The sequence below is a fragment of the Streptomyces albipurpureus genome (genome assembly GCF_023701525.1).
Lineage (GTDB): Bacteria > Actinomycetota > Actinomycetes > Streptomycetales > Streptomycetaceae > Streptomyces > Streptomyces albipurpureus.
Genome location: NZ_JAMQAW010000017.1, coordinates 75,629 through 93,947, shown reverse-complemented (window position 1 = coordinate 93,947; position 18,319 = coordinate 75,629). Strand labels below are relative to the sequence as shown.

The following is an 18,319-nucleotide window of genomic DNA, read 5'->3' as shown; positions in this document are numbered from 1 at the left end:
CTGGGTTCCTCTCATAAAACCCATCTGACCTGCTATCACCACCCCCCGCATCCCGGGGGAACCTCAGCCCAGGCCCCCGCCGGGGACCCGCCTCAGCCCGTCCGGCGTTTGAGGACGGAACCCTTCACCCCGGGTGAGGACAACCGGTGCAGGGGCGCCCAGGCCGGGCGCCCGGGGCCCCAGGCGTGAGCCCCTGAACCCCCGGGGCCCCGGGCGTGAGCCCCTGGACACGGTGCGCCCCAAGAGGGGACCTCACCCCGATGCCCGCCCCAACCTCTCCCCCAACTCCGCCACATACGACACCAGGTGCGAAGGCCCATGCACCCTAAACTCGCCCCCCACCATCGCCAGACGCACCGCCAGCCACTCCACCGGTTCCGTCGACCGCCCGCGTACCCGGCAACTCGTCTCGCCGGTCGCGACCGGCACCCCCAGCGCATTGGCGAGCTTCGCCGTCGCTTCCCCCGCTGAGACCTGGAACTCCACATCCACCTCATGCTCCGGCTGGGGTGACATGGAGTGCCCCAGGAGTTCCTCCGCTCCGCCTCCCGGCAGCTCTCGTGCCGTGAAGCGTGCCCCCGTAGCCAGAGGTTCGGATACGCGGTCCACCCGGAAGGTTCGCCAGTCGTCCCGATCGAGGTCGTAGGCGACCAGGTACCAGCGGCGGCCGGTTGACACCAGGCGGTAGGGCTCGACGAGGCGTTTGGTCTCCGTCCCGTCCTTGGCTTGGTACTCGAAGCGCAGTCGCTCCTGACCACTTGCCGCGCCCGCGATCACGGTCAGCGTTCGAGGGTCGATGGTTGCCCCATCTCCTCGGGTCAGGGCGACTGTGGCTGATTGAAGTGCCGTTACCCGATGTCGTAGCCGTGCCGGTAGGACCTGCTCCAGTTTCGCCAGTGCGCGTACCGAGGCCTCGTCGATCCCTTCGATGGCATGGCCCGCGCCTGCCCGCAGCCCTACGGCGATGGCGACGGCCTCCTCGTCGTCGAGGAGTAGCGGAGGCATTGCGCTCCCCGCCACCAGCCGGTATCCGCCGACCGCGCCCTTGGTCGCTTCGACGGGATACCCAAGCTCCCTGAGCCGGTCGATATCGCGGCGGATCGTGCGCGGACTCACTTCGAGGCGCTGGGCAAGCTCGCTGCCCGGCCATTCGCGGGGGGTCTGAAGGAGGGAGAGCAGAGTCAGCAGCCGTGCCGGGGTGTCGGTCATGAGCCCCAGGATGCCCGCTCACTAGGACGTAATCTGGCCTATATCGGCCCTAGTTTCTTCTCATGAGTTCTCAGCCCGCCGCACCCGATGCGGCATCAGACCGCCGTCGCTGGATCGCGCTCGCCATCGTCATGACCGCCGCCTTCATGGATCTGGTCGACGTCACCATCGTCAACATCGCGATCCCGAGCATCGAGAGGGGTCTCGGCGCTTCGTTCGGAGCTATCCAGTGGATCACCGCGGGATACGCGTTGGCGTTTGCCGCGGGTCTGATCACCGGCGGACGGCTCGGCGACATCTACGGCCGCAAACGGATCTTTCTCATCGGCATCACCGGCTTTACGCTCGCGTCCGCGCTCTGCGGATTCGCGGTGAGCGCCGAGATGTTGGTCGCGTCGCGTCTGCTTCAGGGGATGACCGCGGCGCTGATGGTTCCGCAGGTGCTGGCGATCGTGCATGCCACCTTCCCCGCACATGAGCGCGGCAAGGTCTTTGGGTTGTTTGGCGCGATTGTGGGGCTCGGCGCAGTCTCCGGGCCGCTGTTCGGGGCGCTCTTGACCCAGTGGAACCTCTTTGGCCTCGAATGGCGACCGATCTTCCTGATCAATCTGCCGGTGGGTATCGCGGGGCTGATCTTGGGGCGAAGGTTCATCACCGAGTCGCGCGCCCCGAAGGCTCTCCGTCTGGACCTGGTCGGAGTCGCCCTGGTCACGGTCGCTTTGCTGATGCTCGTCTATCCGTTGACCCGTGGGCGGGAGCTGGGCTGGCCGCTGTGGGGGCATCTGTGCATGGCGGGCAGTGTCCTTGTCTTCACCGCTCTGCTGGCGTTCGAGCGGTACAAGGCACGCAAGGACGGGTCGCCCCTGATCGAGCTTTCCCTGTTCCGGGTGAAGAGCTTCGCCGCCGGTATCGCCGTACAGCTTGTCTTCGGCGTCGTTTGCGGGATCTTCTTCCTGGTCTGGACGCTCTATATGCAGATCGGGTTGGGCTGGAGCCCGCTGAGGGCTGGGTCGACCGGGGTTCCCTTCTCCCTCGCTGTGTCGTTGGCAGCCGGACTGTCGGTCCAGAAGCTCGTGCCGCGGTTTGGCCGCAAGGTGCTCCAGGCCGGAGCGTTGACGATGGCCGCTGGGATGCTGATCTACATCTGGGAGGCCGATCGGTACGGCATGGGAATCACTTCCTGGCAGATGGTGGCTCCGCTGGTGGTGATGGGCTTGGGGATGGGCCTGATTGTGGCTCCGCTGACGGACGCCGTGCTCTCTGATGTGCCTCGCGGGCATGCGGGCTCTGCGTCCGGTCTGATCAGTACGACCCAGCAGATGGGCAATGCGCTTGGCCTGGCTCTGGTGTCGGTGGTCTTCTTCGGTTCCATCGATGAGAGCGAGATGGCTCCGGGGGCTGTCGGGAAGGCGTTCGGTGAGGCGTTCCAGCAGTCACTGTGGTGGGTGGTAGCCGTGCTGGCCCTGATCTTCGTGGTGATGTTCGCGCTGCCCGCGCGGCCCAAACAGCATCTGGAAGGCGCGCCGGACGATGAAGGCGCGGACGGCGACGGTGGCGCGGCCGGGGTGGGCGCCCAGGGCGCTGAAGCCCTGGCGGACCCTGATGGGCAGGGCGGAGCCGATTCGAAGAAGGAGCCTGTGCTGACGCGCTGAGCAATCCGTGAAGGCGGTGCTGAGTACAGCGTGAACGAGTGCTCCAGAGGCTCGACTTGGGGCTTGGCCCTGGTCGGGTCTTTCTCGCTGGAACAAGAGCGGCGGCAGGAACGCGGCCGAAGGCAGGCAGGCCTGCTAACCGGCAGTCGCCTGGACGGCAGGTCGTTGGCACAACGAACGCGGCGGGCCTGGATGTCAGAAGACTGGGCGGTGTTGGCGTTCCGTTGACCGCAGGGCCATCGGAGCGGCAAAGCTGATTTTGGGCGTGAAAGGTTGAGCGTGGGGGGTTACCGAGATGTTCTGGTGTCCTCGGGGGTGACGGCCGTGCGGAGCGGCACACCCGGATGGACGGTCAGCGCACTCGGGACCGGTGTTCCATTGCCTCGCGGGCACTGAGCTCGGAGCCGTACACCTCGCACATATGGCGGCCGTCCGGGGTGATGGTGTGCTCCACCTCCCACAGGCTCAACTCGGTGCCGTCGAGCAACAGGAACGCGTGCTCGTACAGGGTGAATCCGGCGTCCTTGCCCGCCACCAGGCACTGCTGTCCGAAGACTTGGGTGATGTGGTGCGCGAAGGAGGCCCGCAGCACCCGGGCTGTCTCCTCTCCCGGTCGGTCGGCGTTCTCCGCGCGCCGCAGCACACGGCGCGCGTGGTCCGCCGAATTGTCTGGGACATACATTCTGGGAAGGGGGGCGGCGGGAGTGGCCATCAGTCGGGCTAGCAGGGCGAAATCTGCGTCGATACCGACATGGTCGAGCCAGTCCCCGCCGGTGGTGACCGGACCACCGAAATGGGTGGCGTCAGCGATGGCTTCCCCGATGCCTGTCGCCTCCCAGACGCCCGGTCCGGCCGGATAGGACGCCGCTCCCTCCTGTTCGGGCTCCATCAGGGGACTCAAGGACTCGGTGGCGCCACTGGGGGTGGCGAAACCCGGGAAGCCCGCGGGCAGTCGGGATGCCGCGAGTCTCACCTCGGCCTCGTCCTCGTACAACTCGTGCTGCTCGGTGCCCGCGGGACCAGAGCTGTGAACCAGCTCCCAGAGGACGAGGTCACTGCCGTCACTGAGGAGATAGGCGTGACGGTAGGTCGCCCGGTCAAGCGTGCCGCTGTGGTGCGATGAGTGGAGCGAGCTTGCGTGTGCCAGAGCCGAGTCGAGCCTCTCGACTGTGGCATCGGGCAGTTCGAAGGAGTTGAGTGCCCGACCCAGGAGTCGCGTGATGTGCGACTCGGTTGTCTCATACGGATCGTTCAATGGGGTCTCCTGGCCGTCGCCACAAGTAACTCGTTGATTGCTAAAAGTAGCCCCTGGTTCTGACAGTGCGTCCGGCGTTCGGAAAAACGAAGAAACTCTTTGGGAAGTTCCCAGTACCGAACCAACCGGCATAGTGCGTAGATCAGTTGATGTCGTAAAGCTCCCGGTACGAGGGGAAGGTCCCACCTGCGGCTGTCACCCCGTCTGCTGCCAGAATGGCCTTCACGATCGCTTCTGTCACGACGTCCGCGCCCGCAGCCAGCACGTTGTTGAAAGCGAGAGGGTTTTCCTGCGGTAGCGGTACCTCCTCGGTGGCGAGCGCGAAGACCGTGTCCCCATCGCTCAGAAGATGCACCGGACGGACGGCGCGCGCAATACCGTCGTGCGCCGTACCTGCAAGCTTTTGCGCCTGAGCACGGGTGATGACGGCATCCGTGGCGACCACCGCGAGCGTCGTGTTCAGCGGTGCGGGACCGCTGGCCGCCTGAGCCTCTTCCAGCCGGCGCAGCGCCGTCGCGTGTACGCCGGGGGAGGGGCGCTTCACCGGCTCACCAGTCCCGTCCGCGCCGGTGAAGTGCTGGCCGTAGAGCACCCCCGTCAGCGGGTCGATCACTGATCCCACGGCGTTCACCACCACCAGCGCGGCCACGGTGATCCTGCGCCCGCCGACCGCCGGAGCGTCCACCAGCATGCTCGCCGTACCGATTCCGCCCTTGAGGCCACCCGCCACCGCCCCCGTGCCCGCCCCGACGCCGCCCATCGCCACCGGTGCGCCGACGGCTGAATTCGCGGCGTTCACCACCGCCGCCCGGCCGGTGGACGCGTCAGGCCGCGCCCGCCAGTCGCCACCACGGCCCAGATCGAAGACACAGGCCGCGGGCACCACGGGCACGACCTGACCGGGTCCGCCCACCGGAACACCTCGTCCCTGCTCCTCCAGCCAGGCCATCACGCCGGATGCCGCGTCCAGGCCGTAGGCGCTGCCGCCGGTGAGCACCACGGCCTCAATTCGCTGGACCAGATTGCGCGGGTCGAGAGCGTCGGTCTCGCGGGTTCCCGGGCCTCCGCCGCGTACGTCGACGGCGGCGATCGCGCCCCCCTCAGCGGCGAGCACCACGGTGGTCCCGCTGAGTGCCAGAGCGCCGGGCACCCGCGCATGGCCCACGCGCAGGCCCGCCACATCGGTGAGGGCATCATTCCTGGTCGTATCGCTCATGGGCCTTACGTATCACGCGGGTACGGGGTACGAGAGCGGTAGGTGATCGTGACGCCCACCGCGACTGTCGCCGCCATCACCACACCGGCCGCCAGGACCGCCCAGCCGCCGGCAGAGGTGACCCCGAGGACCGCGAGGGCAGCCAGGGGCAGGAGCAGCTGTTCCCCGATACCGCGCTTGAAATGGCGCGCGTGGAGCAGCCAGACGGTCAGCAGGAAGACAGCGGCCGGGATGGTGACAGCGGCTCCCGCCGCGAGTTCCGAAATATGTGCCACGCCCACCGCGTGTTCGATCGCCACCTCCAATCCCGCTCCGATCGCTGCCGCCGAACCGAAGATCAACACATGGCCGTAGCCCCAGGGAAGGGCCTGTCGGTTGGAGATCAACCGCTCATGCGCCGGGACGTCGAAGTAGATCCACCATGCGGAGAAGATGATCAGTAGTCCACCGGCCGCGATGGGCAGGAGCTCGGCGACGGCCTTGTGCTCATCCAGCGCCGACTGCACGGCGACGGTGCTTGCGGCCATCGTCTCGCCCAGGACGATCAGGGTGAACAGACCGTAGCGCTCCACGATGTGATGAGCGTGCCAAGGGGTCTCCTGATGCCGTTCGGCGATGAGCGGGACGAGGAGTTCGGCCGCGAGCACCGGGAGGAACAGCCAGTGCCGAGCCGCTTGCGGCGCGAGGAGCAGACCGACCCAGGCGGCCTGGCAGATGGCGATGCCCACGGCGTAGGTGAGTGCCGTCGCCCGCGCCTGGCCTCGCTCTGCGCCAGCCGCGCGTAGCCACTGGGTCATCAGCGCCAGCCGCATGATCAGATAGCCGCCGACTGCGATCGTCCAGTCGTTGTCGTTGAAGGCGCGGGGAACCCCCGCCGCGTAGACGAGGACGCCAGCGATCTGGATGAGGGTGGCGATCCGGTAGGGAACGTCGTCGCAGTCATAAGCGGAGGCGAACCAGGTGAAGTTCATCCAGGCCCACCAAACGCCCGCGAAAACAAAGGCATAGCCGACAACGCCGGTGCCGGGGTGACCTTCGGCGAGGGAGTGGACCAGTTGGAGACCCGCCTGGGCGACGGCTACGACAAAACAGAGGTCGAAGAAGAGTTCCAGCGGGGTGGCTGAGCGATGCGGTTCGTCGCGTCGGCGCGGCGCCATCGGACGCAGTGGCGCGAACTCCTCGCCCGTCTCATCCAGGGCATCGGTGCCGTGCGTCTCAGCTGGCACGGGTATCGCCGGTCCCACTGGTCCGGCCGGCCCTGCTCGATCGTTCAGCTGCTTCCGTGGGCGGGCGGTCCGTGCCAGACGGGTGGGGCTCGTTGCCTCTGCTGGTGTTGCGTGTATCGCCGGCGGTGCTGGCGCCTGCTCTTGTGCCCCCGGTGGTGCTGGCGCCCGCGGTGTCTTTCATGGGATCCGCCGCCGACCCGGGCGCACCCAGGGCGCCCGCGGTGTGCGGGTCGCGGGGGATGTGCGAGATGTCCGAGTGCCAGGCGGCTGGAGGCGTCATGGGGCCAGAACAGCAGAGCAATTGCTCCGGACCCTGAGACGCGCACACCCACTGCCACCGTCCGGTTGCGTTGGATCCGGCCGAGTGGGCTAAGCCATCGGCCCGAGAGCTGACTATCCGTCACATAACGGGATGACCGATGCCCAGCCTCCTTATGGCGAGCCTCCTGGGCATCGGGCCGCTGGATCTCGTCATGGGCCGCTTGAAGACGGTGATCGCACGACCGGAACGACCCCCCACCGAGACGAAACCCCCACCGGAACGAAACCCCACTGGAACGGACCCCGGGAGCGAACGGAACGTCCTCGGCTCCTCCCTGTCGGCCAGGCGGTCCACCGCCGTGGCTGATACGCCATCGCCCCGGCCTGCCCTGGAGCGCTGTCCCCAGCTCCGTCCCACAAGCGGCCATGGAGATCCGCGGGCTGGGCAGACCGGTCCGGGGCCGAGCGCTGGGGGTGTGCAAGAGCCGGGGCATTCGTCCAGTGCACCGCGACGGTGGCGGCGGCGATTTCGAGTGCTTGCCGCTGGACGCTTCCGACTCCGCGAGCCCGGGCTTGGAGCGATCTTGGCGGGCGCGGCGATCGTCGCCGTACCCTGGAGTTATGAGTACCGCCCCCGCCCCCGGATCGCGAGACGCGAAGCCCCCTCGGAAGGATTCTCCCCAGCCGAGGATCGACTTCGACGATCCGCTGGACCAGCAATCCTCGGACGATACGGACCGAGGGTGGGGTGAGCGGCCTTCCTCCAGGGGCGACAGCACCGATGACCTATCGCGCTTCCTCGATGAGAAGCCGCCCCACCACCTGTGAACCTCGGCGGCTCTCCCGTTCGCTAGGGCCGGCTCGTTCCCGTACCCGGGTCCGTTCCCGTACCGGAGCCGGTTGTGCCAGACGCGGAGCCACGCCCGGACTGAGCGACGAGGGTGTCGCGGATCTCCTTCAGGACCTCCAGCTCGGACAGCTCGATGACCTCCTTCGTGCCTTCCTTCGCAGCGTCGCGCGCGGCCTTCCGCGCCAGGTACTTCGCCATGGGAAGCACCATCAGGAAGTAGACGACAGCCGCGGTGATCAGGAAGCTCAAGGTCGCGCCGAGGACGGAACCCCAGAGAATCTGGATGCCGTCGACCTGGCCGTTCACCACCTTGCAGGTGCCCTTGATGCAGGAGCTGTAGGAGTCCAGATCCTTGGTGCCCAACGCGCCCACCAAGGGGTTGATAACGCCCTTCACCACGGCGTTCACGATCTGGGTGAATGCTGCGCCGATCACCACGGCGACAGCCAGATCGATCACATTGCCGCGCATCAGGAAGGCTTTGAAGCCATCCAGGACGCTGACCTTCTGCTCGCTCACCACTGAGCCTTTCTTCGCATGTGCAGGGAACGGGGTCAAACCCCCCGCAACCTAAACCAACGCAGAGTCGCCCTGTCCACTTCAGGTGTAGGGGGAGGTGAATTGTCGGTACTCCAGTACGACCCGAGGACACTCCAGTACGACTTGGCCGCGGCGCCGGGGTGGGAGCGAGAGCCGCGCTCAGCACACGGTCACCGCCAGCCTGGAGGTCGCGCTGGCGCCGGCCAGTTCAGCGGCGATGGTTCGGGGAACCGACACCACCACCAGCGCCCCGCCCTCGTGAGCCCCATCGACTGCCTTGGGCACCTCGGTTACCCGGGCGCCTGCGGCCACCACCGTGGCGTCGGGCAGCGCGCCCCCCGGTGTTGTGGAAGCCGGCGCCGCGATCACATCGACCCGGTCTCCTGGCCGGAGCAATCGAACGGTCTCCCCATCGGCGATACGGATGGGAGCGGAGACCATCTCAACGGCGGCACGGGGCTTTTGGCGCGGTGGAGAAGCGGCGGTGCTTCTCGCGCCGCCGTCGTCTCCACGGGCGCTGGTAGCCGCGATGGCTGCCGCCACCAAAGCCAGACCGGCTGTCAGTCCATGCCGTCGCCGTCGCCCCAAGGTCCGCCGCAGCCGGTGTGCTCGACCGGTCACCCGAAGCGGAGCGAAGTGGGGAACCTGCCGTGTCCCAGGGACGGCTGAGACGGCAAGCACCGACATGGAATCCGCAGCCCTTCTTGGAGTGGGCTGTGGAGTGGGGTCTGGAGTCGAGTAAGGAGGCTCCGGAAGGAGGGGTGAGGAGGAGATCATGACTGCGTACCGCCCGTCGTTGAGGGAGCTGACCCGGTCACCCAGGACCATTCGCCCCTCACGATCCACCCTTCGTCACGATCCCGCCGTGGCCTGTGGACAGTCACCCGGTTGTGGAGAAGCCCCTCGCCCGCGAGGGTGAAGGCCCCATGCCAAACCCTGCCCGGCAACGGTCGGGGCCCTGGCCAGAGATACGCCAGGGCCCCTCAAAACACCGTAAAGCGCCCCGGTGACTCATGGGCGACGCAGCCGGGAGACCCCCGCTGGAGAGGGCTTCCGCTCCCAGTGAGACCCATGCCCCTCAACAGCTTCAGCTCCCGGCCCACCAGCTCCCGGCCCACCAGCTCCCGGCCCACCGGAGTCCGCTCCACCGGAATCTGACCCACGGGATTCCGCTCCACCGGAAGCGAACCTGCCCCTCACCGGGCTCAACATCAGCGGGACCACAGCGGTGGGACATCAGACTCAGACATCAGACATCAGACATGGGGCATGCGGCATGCGGCATGGGGCATCAGGGCAGCTCGAACCCCAGCTTCCACCCCGCGTGCGCATCCACGCACAGACAGCTCCGTTCGTCGTTCTCCGGAAGCGCCCCCACCGCGTCGAAGAGCACCTCACGCAAGTGCCCCACCTTCTCGCCGAACACCCGCATCACCTCCGTGTGGGAGACGCCTTCGCCCGTCTCCGTACCGGCGTCCAAGTCGGTGACGAGTGCCAGTGCGGTGTAACAGAGGGCGAGTTCCCGGGCGAGTACCGCTTCCGGATGCCCGGTCATACCCACCACGGACCAGCCCTCCGACGAGAACCATCGGGACTCGGCCCGGGTGGAGAATCGTGGGCCCTCTATGACCACCAGCGTTCCGCCGTCCACTGCCTCCCAGTCCCGCGCGCGGGCTGATTTCAGGGCAACAGCGCGTCCGGCTGGGCAGTAAGGGTCGGCGAAGGTGGTGTGCACCACATTCGGAACAGCTCCGTCCGGCCGTGGAACGCCATCGAAGTACGTCTCCACACGTGACTTCGTACGGTCCACCAGTTGGTCAGGCACGAGCAGTGTCCCGGGTCCGTACTCGGGCCGTAGTCCGCCCACCGCGCAGGGTGCCAGTACCTGTCGCACGCCCACCGAGCGAAGGGCCCACAGATTGGCGCGGTAGTTGATGCGGTGCGGTGGGAGGTGGTGTTCCCGGCCGTGCCGGGGGAGGAAGGCGACTCTTCGCCCTGCCACCTCGCCCAGGAAGAGGGAGTCGCTGGGGCTGCCGTAGGGGGTGTCCACCTGGATCTCGGTCACGTCCTCCAGGAAGGAGTAGAGGCCGGATCCGCCGATCACGCCGATCTCCGCGTTCGTGTTCGCCATGCCGGTCACACTATCGACGCTCCGGCGGCACCCGATACGCCGATGCGCGAAGGGCCCCGCTGAAAGTCAGCGGGGCCCTTCGCGTAAGACACAGACGGTCGCGAGACAGACAGGGAAGAAGAGGACAGGCAGTGGTCGCTTTCCACCGATGCCTGACTCTGACCTCTGGCTAAGCCGCGGATGTAGACGACCTCTGGCTAAGCCGCGGACGTAGATGAGGACGACGAAGACGAAGACGCCGACGAACTGGTCGACGACGATGAAGACGATGCGCCCGCCTTGGTCTCCGAGGCCTTCGAGTCCGATGACTTCGCATCGGACGTCTTCCCCGAACCCGAAGCCCCGCCGGCAGCTGGCGAGCTGCTCGACGACGAGCCACGGCTGTCATTGCGGTAGAAGCCGGAGCCCTTGAAGACGATGCCGACCGCCGAGAACACCTTCTTGAGGCGTCCATCACAGCTCGGGCACACGGTCAGGGCGTCATCGGTGAACTTCTGCACCGCCTCAAGGCCCTCGCCGCATTCGGTGCACTGGTACTGGTAGGTCGGCACTGGTCTTCCTCCTGGCACTCTCACTCAATGAGTGCTAAACGACGGTCCATAGTGACGTATTCCGTTGAATCAGTCCACCGTCACTCGCGCGCGGTGATCCTTCCCACTCGCCCCACGAGCGGCTATGAGTCCAGCGCCGGTGGCGCCGGCACTTGCCGGAGTCAGTCGCGACCCTAGGGCGAGAAGGGTGATCAGCGCGAGTGCGGTGCCCACCAGCGGCACTGCGAAGCCGGCAGCCGAGCCGTGGGCATCGGCCAGCTGACCGGCCGTGGTGACCGCCGCTGCCTGCCCGAGTGCCACCGCGCCGGTCAGCCAGGTGAACGCCTCGGTCCGTGCCGTAGCGGGTACCAGCGGTTCGACCAGGGTGTAGCCGCTGATCAGAGCGGGGGCGATGCACAGACCCACCAGCAGCCCTAGCACTGCGAGCAGGGCCGGTGAGTCCACTGCCCAGAGCGCTGAGGCGGCGAGCGTGAGACCGACATATCCGATCACCATCTGTCGCCGTGGGCCGCTCTTCCAAGCGACCGCACCGCAGACGATGCCCGCCAGCATGTTGCCCGCTGCGAAGATCCCGTACAGCACTCCATTGGCACCCGGATTGCCGATTTCCTCGGTGAACGCGGTCAGCGAGACCTGCATTCCGCCGAAGACCGAGCCGATGCCGAGGAAGGCCACCACCAGGACGCGTACGCCCGGAAGGGAGATGGCGGAGACTCTGCGCTGGCCGCCCAAGTCGCCGCTGAGATGTCCTACGGCCGGCTGCGTACGCTTCTGAGCTGCGAAGAACAGGCCGCCGACCAGCGTCAACGTTGCCTCGGCGATCAGCCCGGCGGCCGGGTGGACCCCGGTACACAGGGCGGTCGCGAGCACCGGGCCAACGACGAAGGTGAATTCGTCGGTCACTGACTCAAAGGCCGCTGCCGTCTTCATGAGCGGCGACCCGTCCAGTTTCGCGGCCCAGCGGGCACGCACCATGGGGCCGACCTGCGGTACGGAGGCACCCGCCGGCACCGCGGCGGCGAACAGCACCCACAGGGGGGCGTCGGCGAGGGCCAGTGCCGTGAGGACGGAAACGGACGCGGTGTGCACCAGAACGCCCGGCAGCAGTACCGCACGCTGTCCAAAACGGTCCGCGAGTTTGCCGCTCTGCGGTGCGAAGAGGGCCATCGAAACACCGGTGACGGCCGCGACCGCACCCGCGCTGCCGTAGGAGCCGGTGGTGTGTTGGACCAGCAGCACAATGCCGATGGTCAGCATGGCGAAGGGCTGTCGTGCCGCGAATCCAGGAAGCAGGAAGGTCCAGGCTCCGGGGGTGCGCAGCAGCTGTCCGTAGCCCGGCCGCTTGCTGGTGGTGACCGTGGATGCCACGGTCCGTGCCTTTCTGCCGCCTGGTGGGCGCTCCCATGGCGTTACGGGAGCGACCGAGAGCTGTCCTCTTTGCGCGCGGGGCTGCGGTAGATACCGGGTCCCCACTGCGAACTGCGGAGGGCTTCTCGGCCGCCATACGGTCGCGCCAGCTCTGCGTCAGGCAGAGGTGGTCGATCAGATGTGCACTCATCGTACAGGGGCGGTGGAAGATGTCGATTTCTTGTTGGTGTCGACGAGCGGGGCTGTGAGCAGCGAGAACCCCCACGGGGAGCCGCAGGGCCCGCAGCCACGGGGAGCGGCCAGAACGCCCCAGGACCAGAACGCCCCAGGACCAGACGGCTAGGACCAAGACCAGGTGAACCAGGACCAGGGGAGCGCGACCTCGGGGACCGGCCCAGAGGTCGCAGGCCCCGCACCTGATGACCTCTGACCGGCTGCTGACCGACTGCCAAGGCCTCAGCCCGAACGCGCGGTCCCCGAACCCCGTGCCGCCCAAGATCCGTAAGCCCGTAGGTCCGTAAGCCCGCGGTCCTGAGTGGCAGTGCAGGACGGCGTCTGGCCAGCCCAGCCGGGCCTGAAGCCGGGCCCGGTTCTGGGCTGTCGCCAAAGCCCCAGCGCACCGCTACCCCGTCCCCAGCCACCCCGCCAGCTTGCCGCCCTGCCCCACCGCCCGTAGACGTCGTTCCGTCGCGTCTCGCACCGGGTCCGTCGCCACCACGAGCAGCTCGTCCCCGCGCCGCAGCACGGTCGTCGGCATCGGTACGAAGCTCTCGTCCTCACGGACGACCAGAGTGACCGCCGCCCCGGCCGGAAGCCGCAGTTCCGCGACCTCGACACCATGCATCCGAGACTCGTCCGGAATCGCCACCGAGAGCAGATGCCCACGCAGCCGCTCCAGCGGCGCCGATTCGACACCCAGGTCGGAAGGCGCGCCAGGGCCGATCCGCAGCGCCCTGGCGAGCCAGGGCAGCGTCGGTCCCTGGACCAGCGTGTAGACGACGACCAGCACAAAGACGATGTTGAAGATCCGGGTGGAGCCGGCCACTCCGCTCACCATGGGGATGGTGGCGAGAATGATGGGCACCGCGCCACGCAGCCCGGCCCAGGACAGCAGGATCTGTTCACGACGTGGCAAGCGGAACGGCAGCAGGCTGAAGAAGACGGAGAGCGGGCGCGCCACCACCGTCAGCACCAGCCCCACGGTCACCGCGGGCCAGAAGTCATCGACCAGTTCATGCGGGGTCACCAGCAGACCGAGCAGGACGAACATCCCGATCTGTGCCAGCCAGCCAAGCCCTTCCGCGAAGCCTCGGTTGGCCGGGGCGTGCGGAAGCTTGGAGTTGCCGAGGACCATCGCGGCCAGATAGACGGCGAGGAACCCGCTGCCGTGCGCCATGGCTCCCGCCGCGTAGGCGACCACCGCGATCGCCATCACGGCGATCGGATAGAGGCCCGAGGCCGGCAGTGCCACATGCCGGAGCGCGAAGGCACCGAGGAAGCCGGCCGCGAGGCCGATGCTCGCGCCGATCGCCAACTCCAGGGCGATCGTGCCGACCAGTACGTACCAGTCATCCACCGGGCCCGCGGCGGAGAAGGCCACCACCAAGATCACCACAGGGGCGTCATTGAAGCCCGATTCGGCCTCCAGCACACCGGTGATCCGCGATGGCAGGGGCACTTTGCGCAGTACGGAGAAGACCGCGGCCGCATCCGTCGATGACACCACCGCGCCGATGATCAGAGCCTGGCGCCAGTCCAGACCGACCAGATAGTGCGCGGCCGTGGCCGTGATGCCCACGCTCACCGCGACACCGACGGTCGACAGCGCGACCGCTATGGGCAGCGCGGGTCTGACCTCCTGCCACTTGGTCCCCAGACCACCTTCGGCGAGGATGACCACAAGCGCCGCATAGCCGATGACCTGCGTGAGTTCGGCGTTGTTGAACTTGACGTCAAAGAAGCCGTCCTGCCCTATGGCGATGCCGATCCCGAGATACAGCAGCAGGCTTGGGAGTCCGCTGCGTGACGAGATCCGCACTGCCGCTACGGCGATGAGCAGCACGAGCGAGCAGACGAGCAGGAGTTCATTGAGATCGTGGACAGTCAGTGGCCGATCCTTCCCCTCGCGCCTCTACATGCCGGATCGTTACTCCGGGCGGCGACACTTCGTTACCTTACCTAATCTTTAACGTTTCCTTGACGCGTGGATCATCGCGGCCAACAACGCTGTAGCCACGGCAAACACCCAGTCAGGGGGTCTACATTTCGGATACCGCGTCAGGGGCGCCGCGGTGCTGCGCCTATGGTTGCTCCCAGCACCCCTGGACCAGCCTGCGCCTCGAAGGACAGCGATGCCCGCCAACACAACCGCCTCTTCCCCCAAGAAGAAGAAGGGGCGACGCGCCCGCCTGCTCGTGATCCTCTTGGTGCTGGCGTTGCTGGGCGGGATCGGGTATGGCGGGTATTGGGGTGTGAGCGCGGTTCGCGCTTCCTTCCCCCAGACGACCGGCACGATCGAGATCCCGGGCCTGCTCGGCCAGGTCGAGGTCAAGCGAGACGACTACGGCATTCCGCAGATCTACGCGGACAGTGATGAGGACCTCTACCGCGCCCAGGGCTTTGTCCATGCCCAGGACCGCTTCTGGGAGATGGACGTACGCCGTCATATGACGGCGGGACGTCTCTCCGAGATGTTCGGGTCCGGGCAGGTGGAAACGGATTCCTTCCTGCGCACGCTGGGCTGGCGCAAGGTGGCGCAACAGGAGTTCGACACCAAGCTCTCGGCCAAGACAAAGAAGTTCCTCCAGTCGTACGCGGACGGTGTGAACGCCTATCTCCAGGGCAAGGCGGGCAAGGAACTCTCCTTTGAGTACGCGGCGCTCGCCCTCACCAATGACTACAAGCCGGAGCCCTGGACTCCGGTGGACTCCGTCGCCTGGCTCAAGGCCATGGCATGGGACCTGCGCGGCAATATGCAGGAGGAGATCGACCGTTCGCTGCTGACGAGCCGGCTGGACAAGAAGCAGATCAAGGATCTGTATCCGCCATATCGCATCGAGAACAAGCCGATCATGGAGACCGGTGGGATCGATCCGGTCACCGAGAAGTTCGACCCGAAGGCAAAGCCGTCGGGCGAGCTCGGCGGCCAGAGCGAGAACGGCAACAGCAACAGCAACAGCAACGGAAACAGCAACGGCAACAGCAACAGCAACGGCTCTGGAGACGGCAACAGCTCCGGAGACGGGACGGGTGACAGCGGCAGCACTCCAGACGGCAGCACCGAGGGTTCGGGCAGCACTGGAGGTTCGGGCGGTTCCGAGGGGCCAGGCAGCACCGACGGTTCGGGCAATGCCGAGGGCACGCTCAGCCAGGACACCGGAGGCACTCCGGCCGAGGGCGAGGACGGTGCCCCCGCCGATGCCGAAGGGGCGACCAACGGTCTGTCCTCCCAGCTCTCCGCGCTCTCGGAGACCCTTGACGCGATCCCCGCCCTGCTCGGTCCCAGCGGCAGTGGCATCGGCTCCAACTCCTGGGTCGTCTCCGGTACGCACACGACGACGGGCAAGCCCCTGCTGGCCAACGACCCGCACCTCGCACCCCAGCTACCCTCGCTCTGGTACCAGATGGGTCTGCACTGCCGTAAGGTCTCGGCCTCCTGCAGCTCCCAGACCTCCGGCTACACGTTCTCCGGAATGCCGGGTGTGATCATCGGGCACAACAAGGACATCGCCTGGGGCTTCACCAACCTCGGCGCCGATGTCACCGACCTGTATCTGGAGAAGCTGACCGGGAGCACCTACCAGGTCGGTGGCGAGCAGAAGGACCTGGTCACCCGCAAGGAAGTGATCAAGGTCGCCGGTGGCGAGAGCAAGACCATCACCGTCCGTGAGACCGGTAACGGTCCACTGGTGTCCGACCGCAGCACCGAGTTGGAGAAGGTCGGCCAGAAGGCCCCGGTCGCCAACAACGCCCCGGACCGCGCCACCGGATACGGGGTGGCGCTGCGGTGGACCGCGCTGGACCCGGGTAAGTCGATGGACGCGGTCTTCGAGCTGAACCGGGCGACCGACTTCAGGAGCTTCCGCGACGCCGCCAAGAAGTTCGAAGTGCCCTCGCAGAACATGATCTACGCGGACAGCAAGGGCAACATCGGCTACCAGGCCCCGGGGAAGATCCCGGTCCGCGGCAAGGGCGACGGCTCGGTCCCCGCGCCCGGTTGGGACCCCGACTACAAGTGGAAGAAGGACTTCGTCCCCTTCGACGAGATGCCGTACGAGGAGAACCCCGAGCGCGGCTACATCGTCACCGCCAACCAGGCGGTCATCGATCCGAAGAAGTACCCGCATCTGCTGACCAAGGACTACGGCCACGGTGCCCGGAGCCAGCGGATCAACGATCTGATCGAGTCGAAGATCCAGGACAACGGCAAGATCTCGACCGAAGACATGCGCACCATGCAGATGGACAACACCAGTGAGATCGCCGAGATCCTCAAGCCCCTGCTGCTGAAGATCGACATTTCCGATCCCTATGTGCGTGAGGCGCAGAAGCTGCTGGAGACCTGGAACAACAACCAGGAGCCGGACTCCGCCGCCGCCGCCTACTTCAACGCGGTGTGGCGCCATATCCTCAAGCTCGCCTTCGGCAACAAACTGCCCAAGGAGATGCGGGTCGAGGGCGACTGCCTCAGCGTCCGTCCGGCGGACAGCACCGTCCCGCTGGACGAGTTGGAGCGGGTCATCGAGTGCGGCCAGCGCGATGCCGACTCGGCGCAGCCGGACGGTGGCGACCGTTGGATCGAGATAGTGCGCAAACTCGTCAAGGACGAGAAGAACGACTGGTGGCGCTCGCCCGCGAGCCGTAACGACAAGGCCACGGACACCCGTGACGAGCTGTTCGCCCGTGCGATGGAGGACGCCCGCTGGGAGCTCACCGCCGAGTTGGGCAAGGACATCTCCAGCTGGAGCTGGGGCCGGCTGCACCAGCTGACGCTGAAGAACCAGACCTTGGGTACGGAGGGCCCCGGCTTCCTCCAGTACCTGCTCAACCGCGGCCCGTGGAACCTGGGCGGTGGTGAGGCGACCGTCAACGCCACCGGCTGGAACGCGGCGGCGGGCTATGAGGTCGTCTGGGTGCCGTCGATGCGGATGGTCGTCAACGTCGGCGACTGGGACAAGTCCCGCTGGATCAATCTCTCCGGCGCTTCCGGTCACGCCTACAGCGCGCACTACACCGATCAGACCGACAAGTGGGCCAACGGCGAACTGCTCGACTGGTCCTTCAACGCGGACGCGGTGGAGAAGAACACCGTCGACACCCTCACCCTCACCCCCAAGGCCGGTCCCTGACCGATTCCTCGAAGCGCCGTACTCCGGTCGGCGTGACGGCGGCGTCCACGCGGTGGTCGTGCGGTTCCGTGGGAACCTGCCCGACCACCTCGTGCGTGTAGAGCAACACCACCAACGCAGGGCGGGCACCGGCCGCACCGAGTCGAGCGAGCACCCGGTCGTACGAGCCGCCCCCGCGGCCCAGTCGCATACCGTGTGCGTCTACCGCCAGCCCGGGAAGGAGTACGGCATCGGCCTCCAGTACGGCGTCTGCGCCGAGCCCGGGTCCGGCGGGTTCCAGCAGTCCGCGCCCGGCGCGCACCAGCGCATCGGCGCCTTCGTACTCCCCCCACTCCAGATCGTTGTCGGCCATCAGGACCGGCAGCAGAACGCGTACGTTCCGCTCGCGCAGCGAGTCGAGCAGAACCCGGGTGCCTGGTTCCCGCCCGATGGAGACATAGGCGGCGACCGTGGCCGCCCCGGCCAGCTCGGGCAGTCGCAGCGCCTGCCGGGCCAGCGGCTCCGCCGCGGCCCGGACGTCGTCAGGGGACAGCGCGGCACGGGCCGCGAGGAGTTCGCCCCGCAGCGCCTTCTTCGTCGTCGCCTTGGTAGCCGTCGGCCAGGTGACAGCCGTCGACTGCGGATCGATCTCCGCCTTCTTATCGTTCTCGGACATTCCGCTACCCATCAGACCCCCGCAAACTCGCCTTTCGGCCCTTTATCGTATGGAAGT

General features: G+C 67.0%; 14 protein-coding genes. 3 read left to right on the top strand and 11 right to left on the bottom strand.

What is annotated here, in order from left to right:
* Positions 1–252: 252 nt before the first annotated feature.
* On the bottom strand, positions 253–1,209 hold the full coding sequence (locus NBG84_RS17345) for a helix-turn-helix transcriptional regulator (protein WP_250920375.1): 957 nt from the start codon (positions 1,207–1,209) through the stop codon (positions 253–255).
* 62 nt (positions 1,210–1,271) lie between these two features.
* On the opposite strand from NBG84_RS17345, the gene NBG84_RS17340 reads away from it, so the two are divergent.
* Positions 1,272–2,861 (top strand): MFS transporter, encoded by a 1,590-nt coding sequence (locus tag NBG84_RS17340; protein ID WP_250920374.1) that lies wholly within the window; start codon positions 1,272–1,274, stop codon positions 2,859–2,861.
* 352 nt (positions 2,862–3,213) lie between these two features.
* Here the strand turns inward: NBG84_RS17340 and NBG84_RS17335 are convergent, their stop codons facing one another.
* From NBG84_RS17335 to NBG84_RS17325, 3 genes are all read right to left on the bottom strand, one after another.
* Positions 3,214–4,116, bottom strand: a complete 903-nt coding sequence (locus NBG84_RS17335; RefSeq protein WP_250920373.1) for a DUF6227 family protein — start codon at positions 4,114–4,116, stop codon at positions 3,214–3,216.
* A 142-nt stretch (positions 4,117–4,258) separates the two neighbouring features.
* The gene (locus tag NBG84_RS17330) at positions 4,259–5,332 is read right to left on the bottom strand and encodes a P1 family peptidase (RefSeq protein WP_250920372.1); all 1,074 of its coding nucleotides are present in this window, start codon (positions 5,330–5,332) and stop codon (positions 4,259–4,261) included.
* Between the two features lie 5 nt (positions 5,333–5,337).
* On the bottom strand, positions 5,338–6,489 hold the full coding sequence (locus NBG84_RS17325; RefSeq protein ID WP_250920381.1) for a low temperature requirement protein A: 1,152 nt from the start codon (positions 6,487–6,489) through the stop codon (positions 5,338–5,340).
* 951 nt (positions 6,490–7,440) lie between these two features.
* Between NBG84_RS17325 and NBG84_RS17320 the strand changes: the two genes are divergently transcribed.
* Positions 7,441–7,647 (top strand): hypothetical protein, encoded by a 207-nt coding sequence (locus NBG84_RS17320; protein WP_250920371.1) that lies wholly within the window; start codon positions 7,441–7,443, stop codon positions 7,645–7,647.
* 22 nt (positions 7,648–7,669) lie between these two features.
* Here the strand turns inward: NBG84_RS17320 and mscL are convergent, their stop codons facing one another.
* From mscL to NBG84_RS17290, 6 genes are all read right to left on the bottom strand, one after another.
* Positions 7,670–8,188, bottom strand: coding sequence for a large conductance mechanosensitive channel protein MscL (gene mscL, locus NBG84_RS17315; RefSeq protein WP_250920370.1), 519 nt, complete (start codon positions 8,186–8,188; stop codon positions 7,670–7,672).
* A 180-nt stretch (positions 8,189–8,368) separates the two neighbouring features.
* Entirely contained in the window at positions 8,369–8,650 is a 282-nt protein-coding gene (locus tag NBG84_RS17310; protein ID WP_250920369.1) for a hypothetical protein, read from the bottom strand.
* Between the two features lie 850 nt (positions 8,651–9,500).
* Positions 9,501–10,340, bottom strand: a complete 840-nt coding sequence (locus tag NBG84_RS17305) for an S-methyl-5'-thioadenosine phosphorylase (RefSeq protein WP_250920368.1) — start codon at positions 10,338–10,340, stop codon at positions 9,501–9,503.
* A 197-nt stretch (positions 10,341–10,537) separates the two neighbouring features.
* Positions 10,538–10,891, bottom strand: coding sequence for an FmdB family zinc ribbon protein (locus NBG84_RS17300; protein WP_250920367.1), 354 nt, complete (start codon positions 10,889–10,891; stop codon positions 10,538–10,540).
* Positions 10,892–10,960: 69 nt separating this feature from the next.
* Complete coding sequence (locus tag NBG84_RS17295) at positions 10,961–12,259, bottom strand: MFS transporter (protein ID WP_250920366.1); 1,299 nt, start codon at positions 12,257–12,259, stop codon at positions 10,961–10,963.
* A 622-nt stretch (positions 12,260–12,881) separates the two neighbouring features.
* Positions 12,882–14,321, bottom strand: coding sequence for a potassium/proton antiporter (locus tag NBG84_RS17290; RefSeq protein ID WP_250920365.1), 1,440 nt, complete (start codon positions 14,319–14,321; stop codon positions 12,882–12,884).
* 289 nt (positions 14,322–14,610) lie between these two features.
* Here NBG84_RS17290 and NBG84_RS17285 point away from each other — a divergent pair, with 289 nt between their 5' ends.
* Positions 14,611–17,607, top strand: coding sequence for a penicillin acylase family protein (locus tag NBG84_RS17285; RefSeq protein WP_250920364.1), 2,997 nt, complete (start codon positions 14,611–14,613; stop codon positions 17,605–17,607).
* Here NBG84_RS17285 and NBG84_RS17280 read toward each other — a convergent pair.
* Positions 17,585–18,262: a 5-formyltetrahydrofolate cyclo-ligase gene (locus tag NBG84_RS17280; RefSeq protein WP_250920363.1), complete on the bottom strand. Its 678-nt coding sequence runs from the start codon at positions 18,260–18,262 to the stop codon at positions 17,585–17,587. The genes NBG84_RS17285 and NBG84_RS17280 overlap by 23 nt on opposite strands.
* Positions 18,263–18,319 lie beyond the last annotated feature (57 nt).

Bases quoted from the DNA above. Each gene is read 5' to 3' on its own strand.
- NBG84_RS17345 (WP_250920375.1), bottom strand. From the start codon at position 1,209: ATGACCGACACCCCGGCACGGCTGCTGACTCTGCTCTCCCTCCTTCAG.
- NBG84_RS17280 (WP_250920363.1), bottom strand. From the start codon at position 18,262: ATGTCCGAGAACGATAAGAAGGCGGAGATCGATCCGCAGTCGACGGCT.
- NBG84_RS17340 (WP_250920374.1), top strand. From the start codon at position 1,272: ATGAGTTCTCAGCCCGCCGCACCCGATGCGGCATCAGACCGCCGTCGC.
- NBG84_RS17320 (WP_250920371.1), top strand. From the start codon at position 7,441: ATGAGTACCGCCCCCGCCCCCGGATCGCGAGACGCGAAGCCCCCTCGG.
- NBG84_RS17305 (WP_250920368.1), bottom strand. From the start codon at position 10,340: ATGGCGAACACGAACGCGGAGATCGGCGTGATCGGCGGATCCGGCCTC.
- NBG84_RS17285 (WP_250920364.1), top strand. From the start codon at position 14,611: ATGCCCGCCAACACAACCGCCTCTTCCCCCAAGAAGAAGAAGGGGCGA.
- NBG84_RS17330 (WP_250920372.1), bottom strand. From the start codon at position 5,332: ATGAGCGATACGACCAGGAATGATGCCCTCACCGATGTGGCGGGCCTG.
- NBG84_RS17325 (WP_250920381.1), bottom strand. From the start codon at position 6,489: ATGGCGCCGCGCCGACGCGACGAACCGCATCGCTCAGCCACCCCGCTG.
- NBG84_RS17310 (WP_250920369.1), bottom strand. From the start codon at position 8,650: ATGGTCTCCGCTCCCATCCGTATCGCCGATGGGGAGACCGTTCGATTG.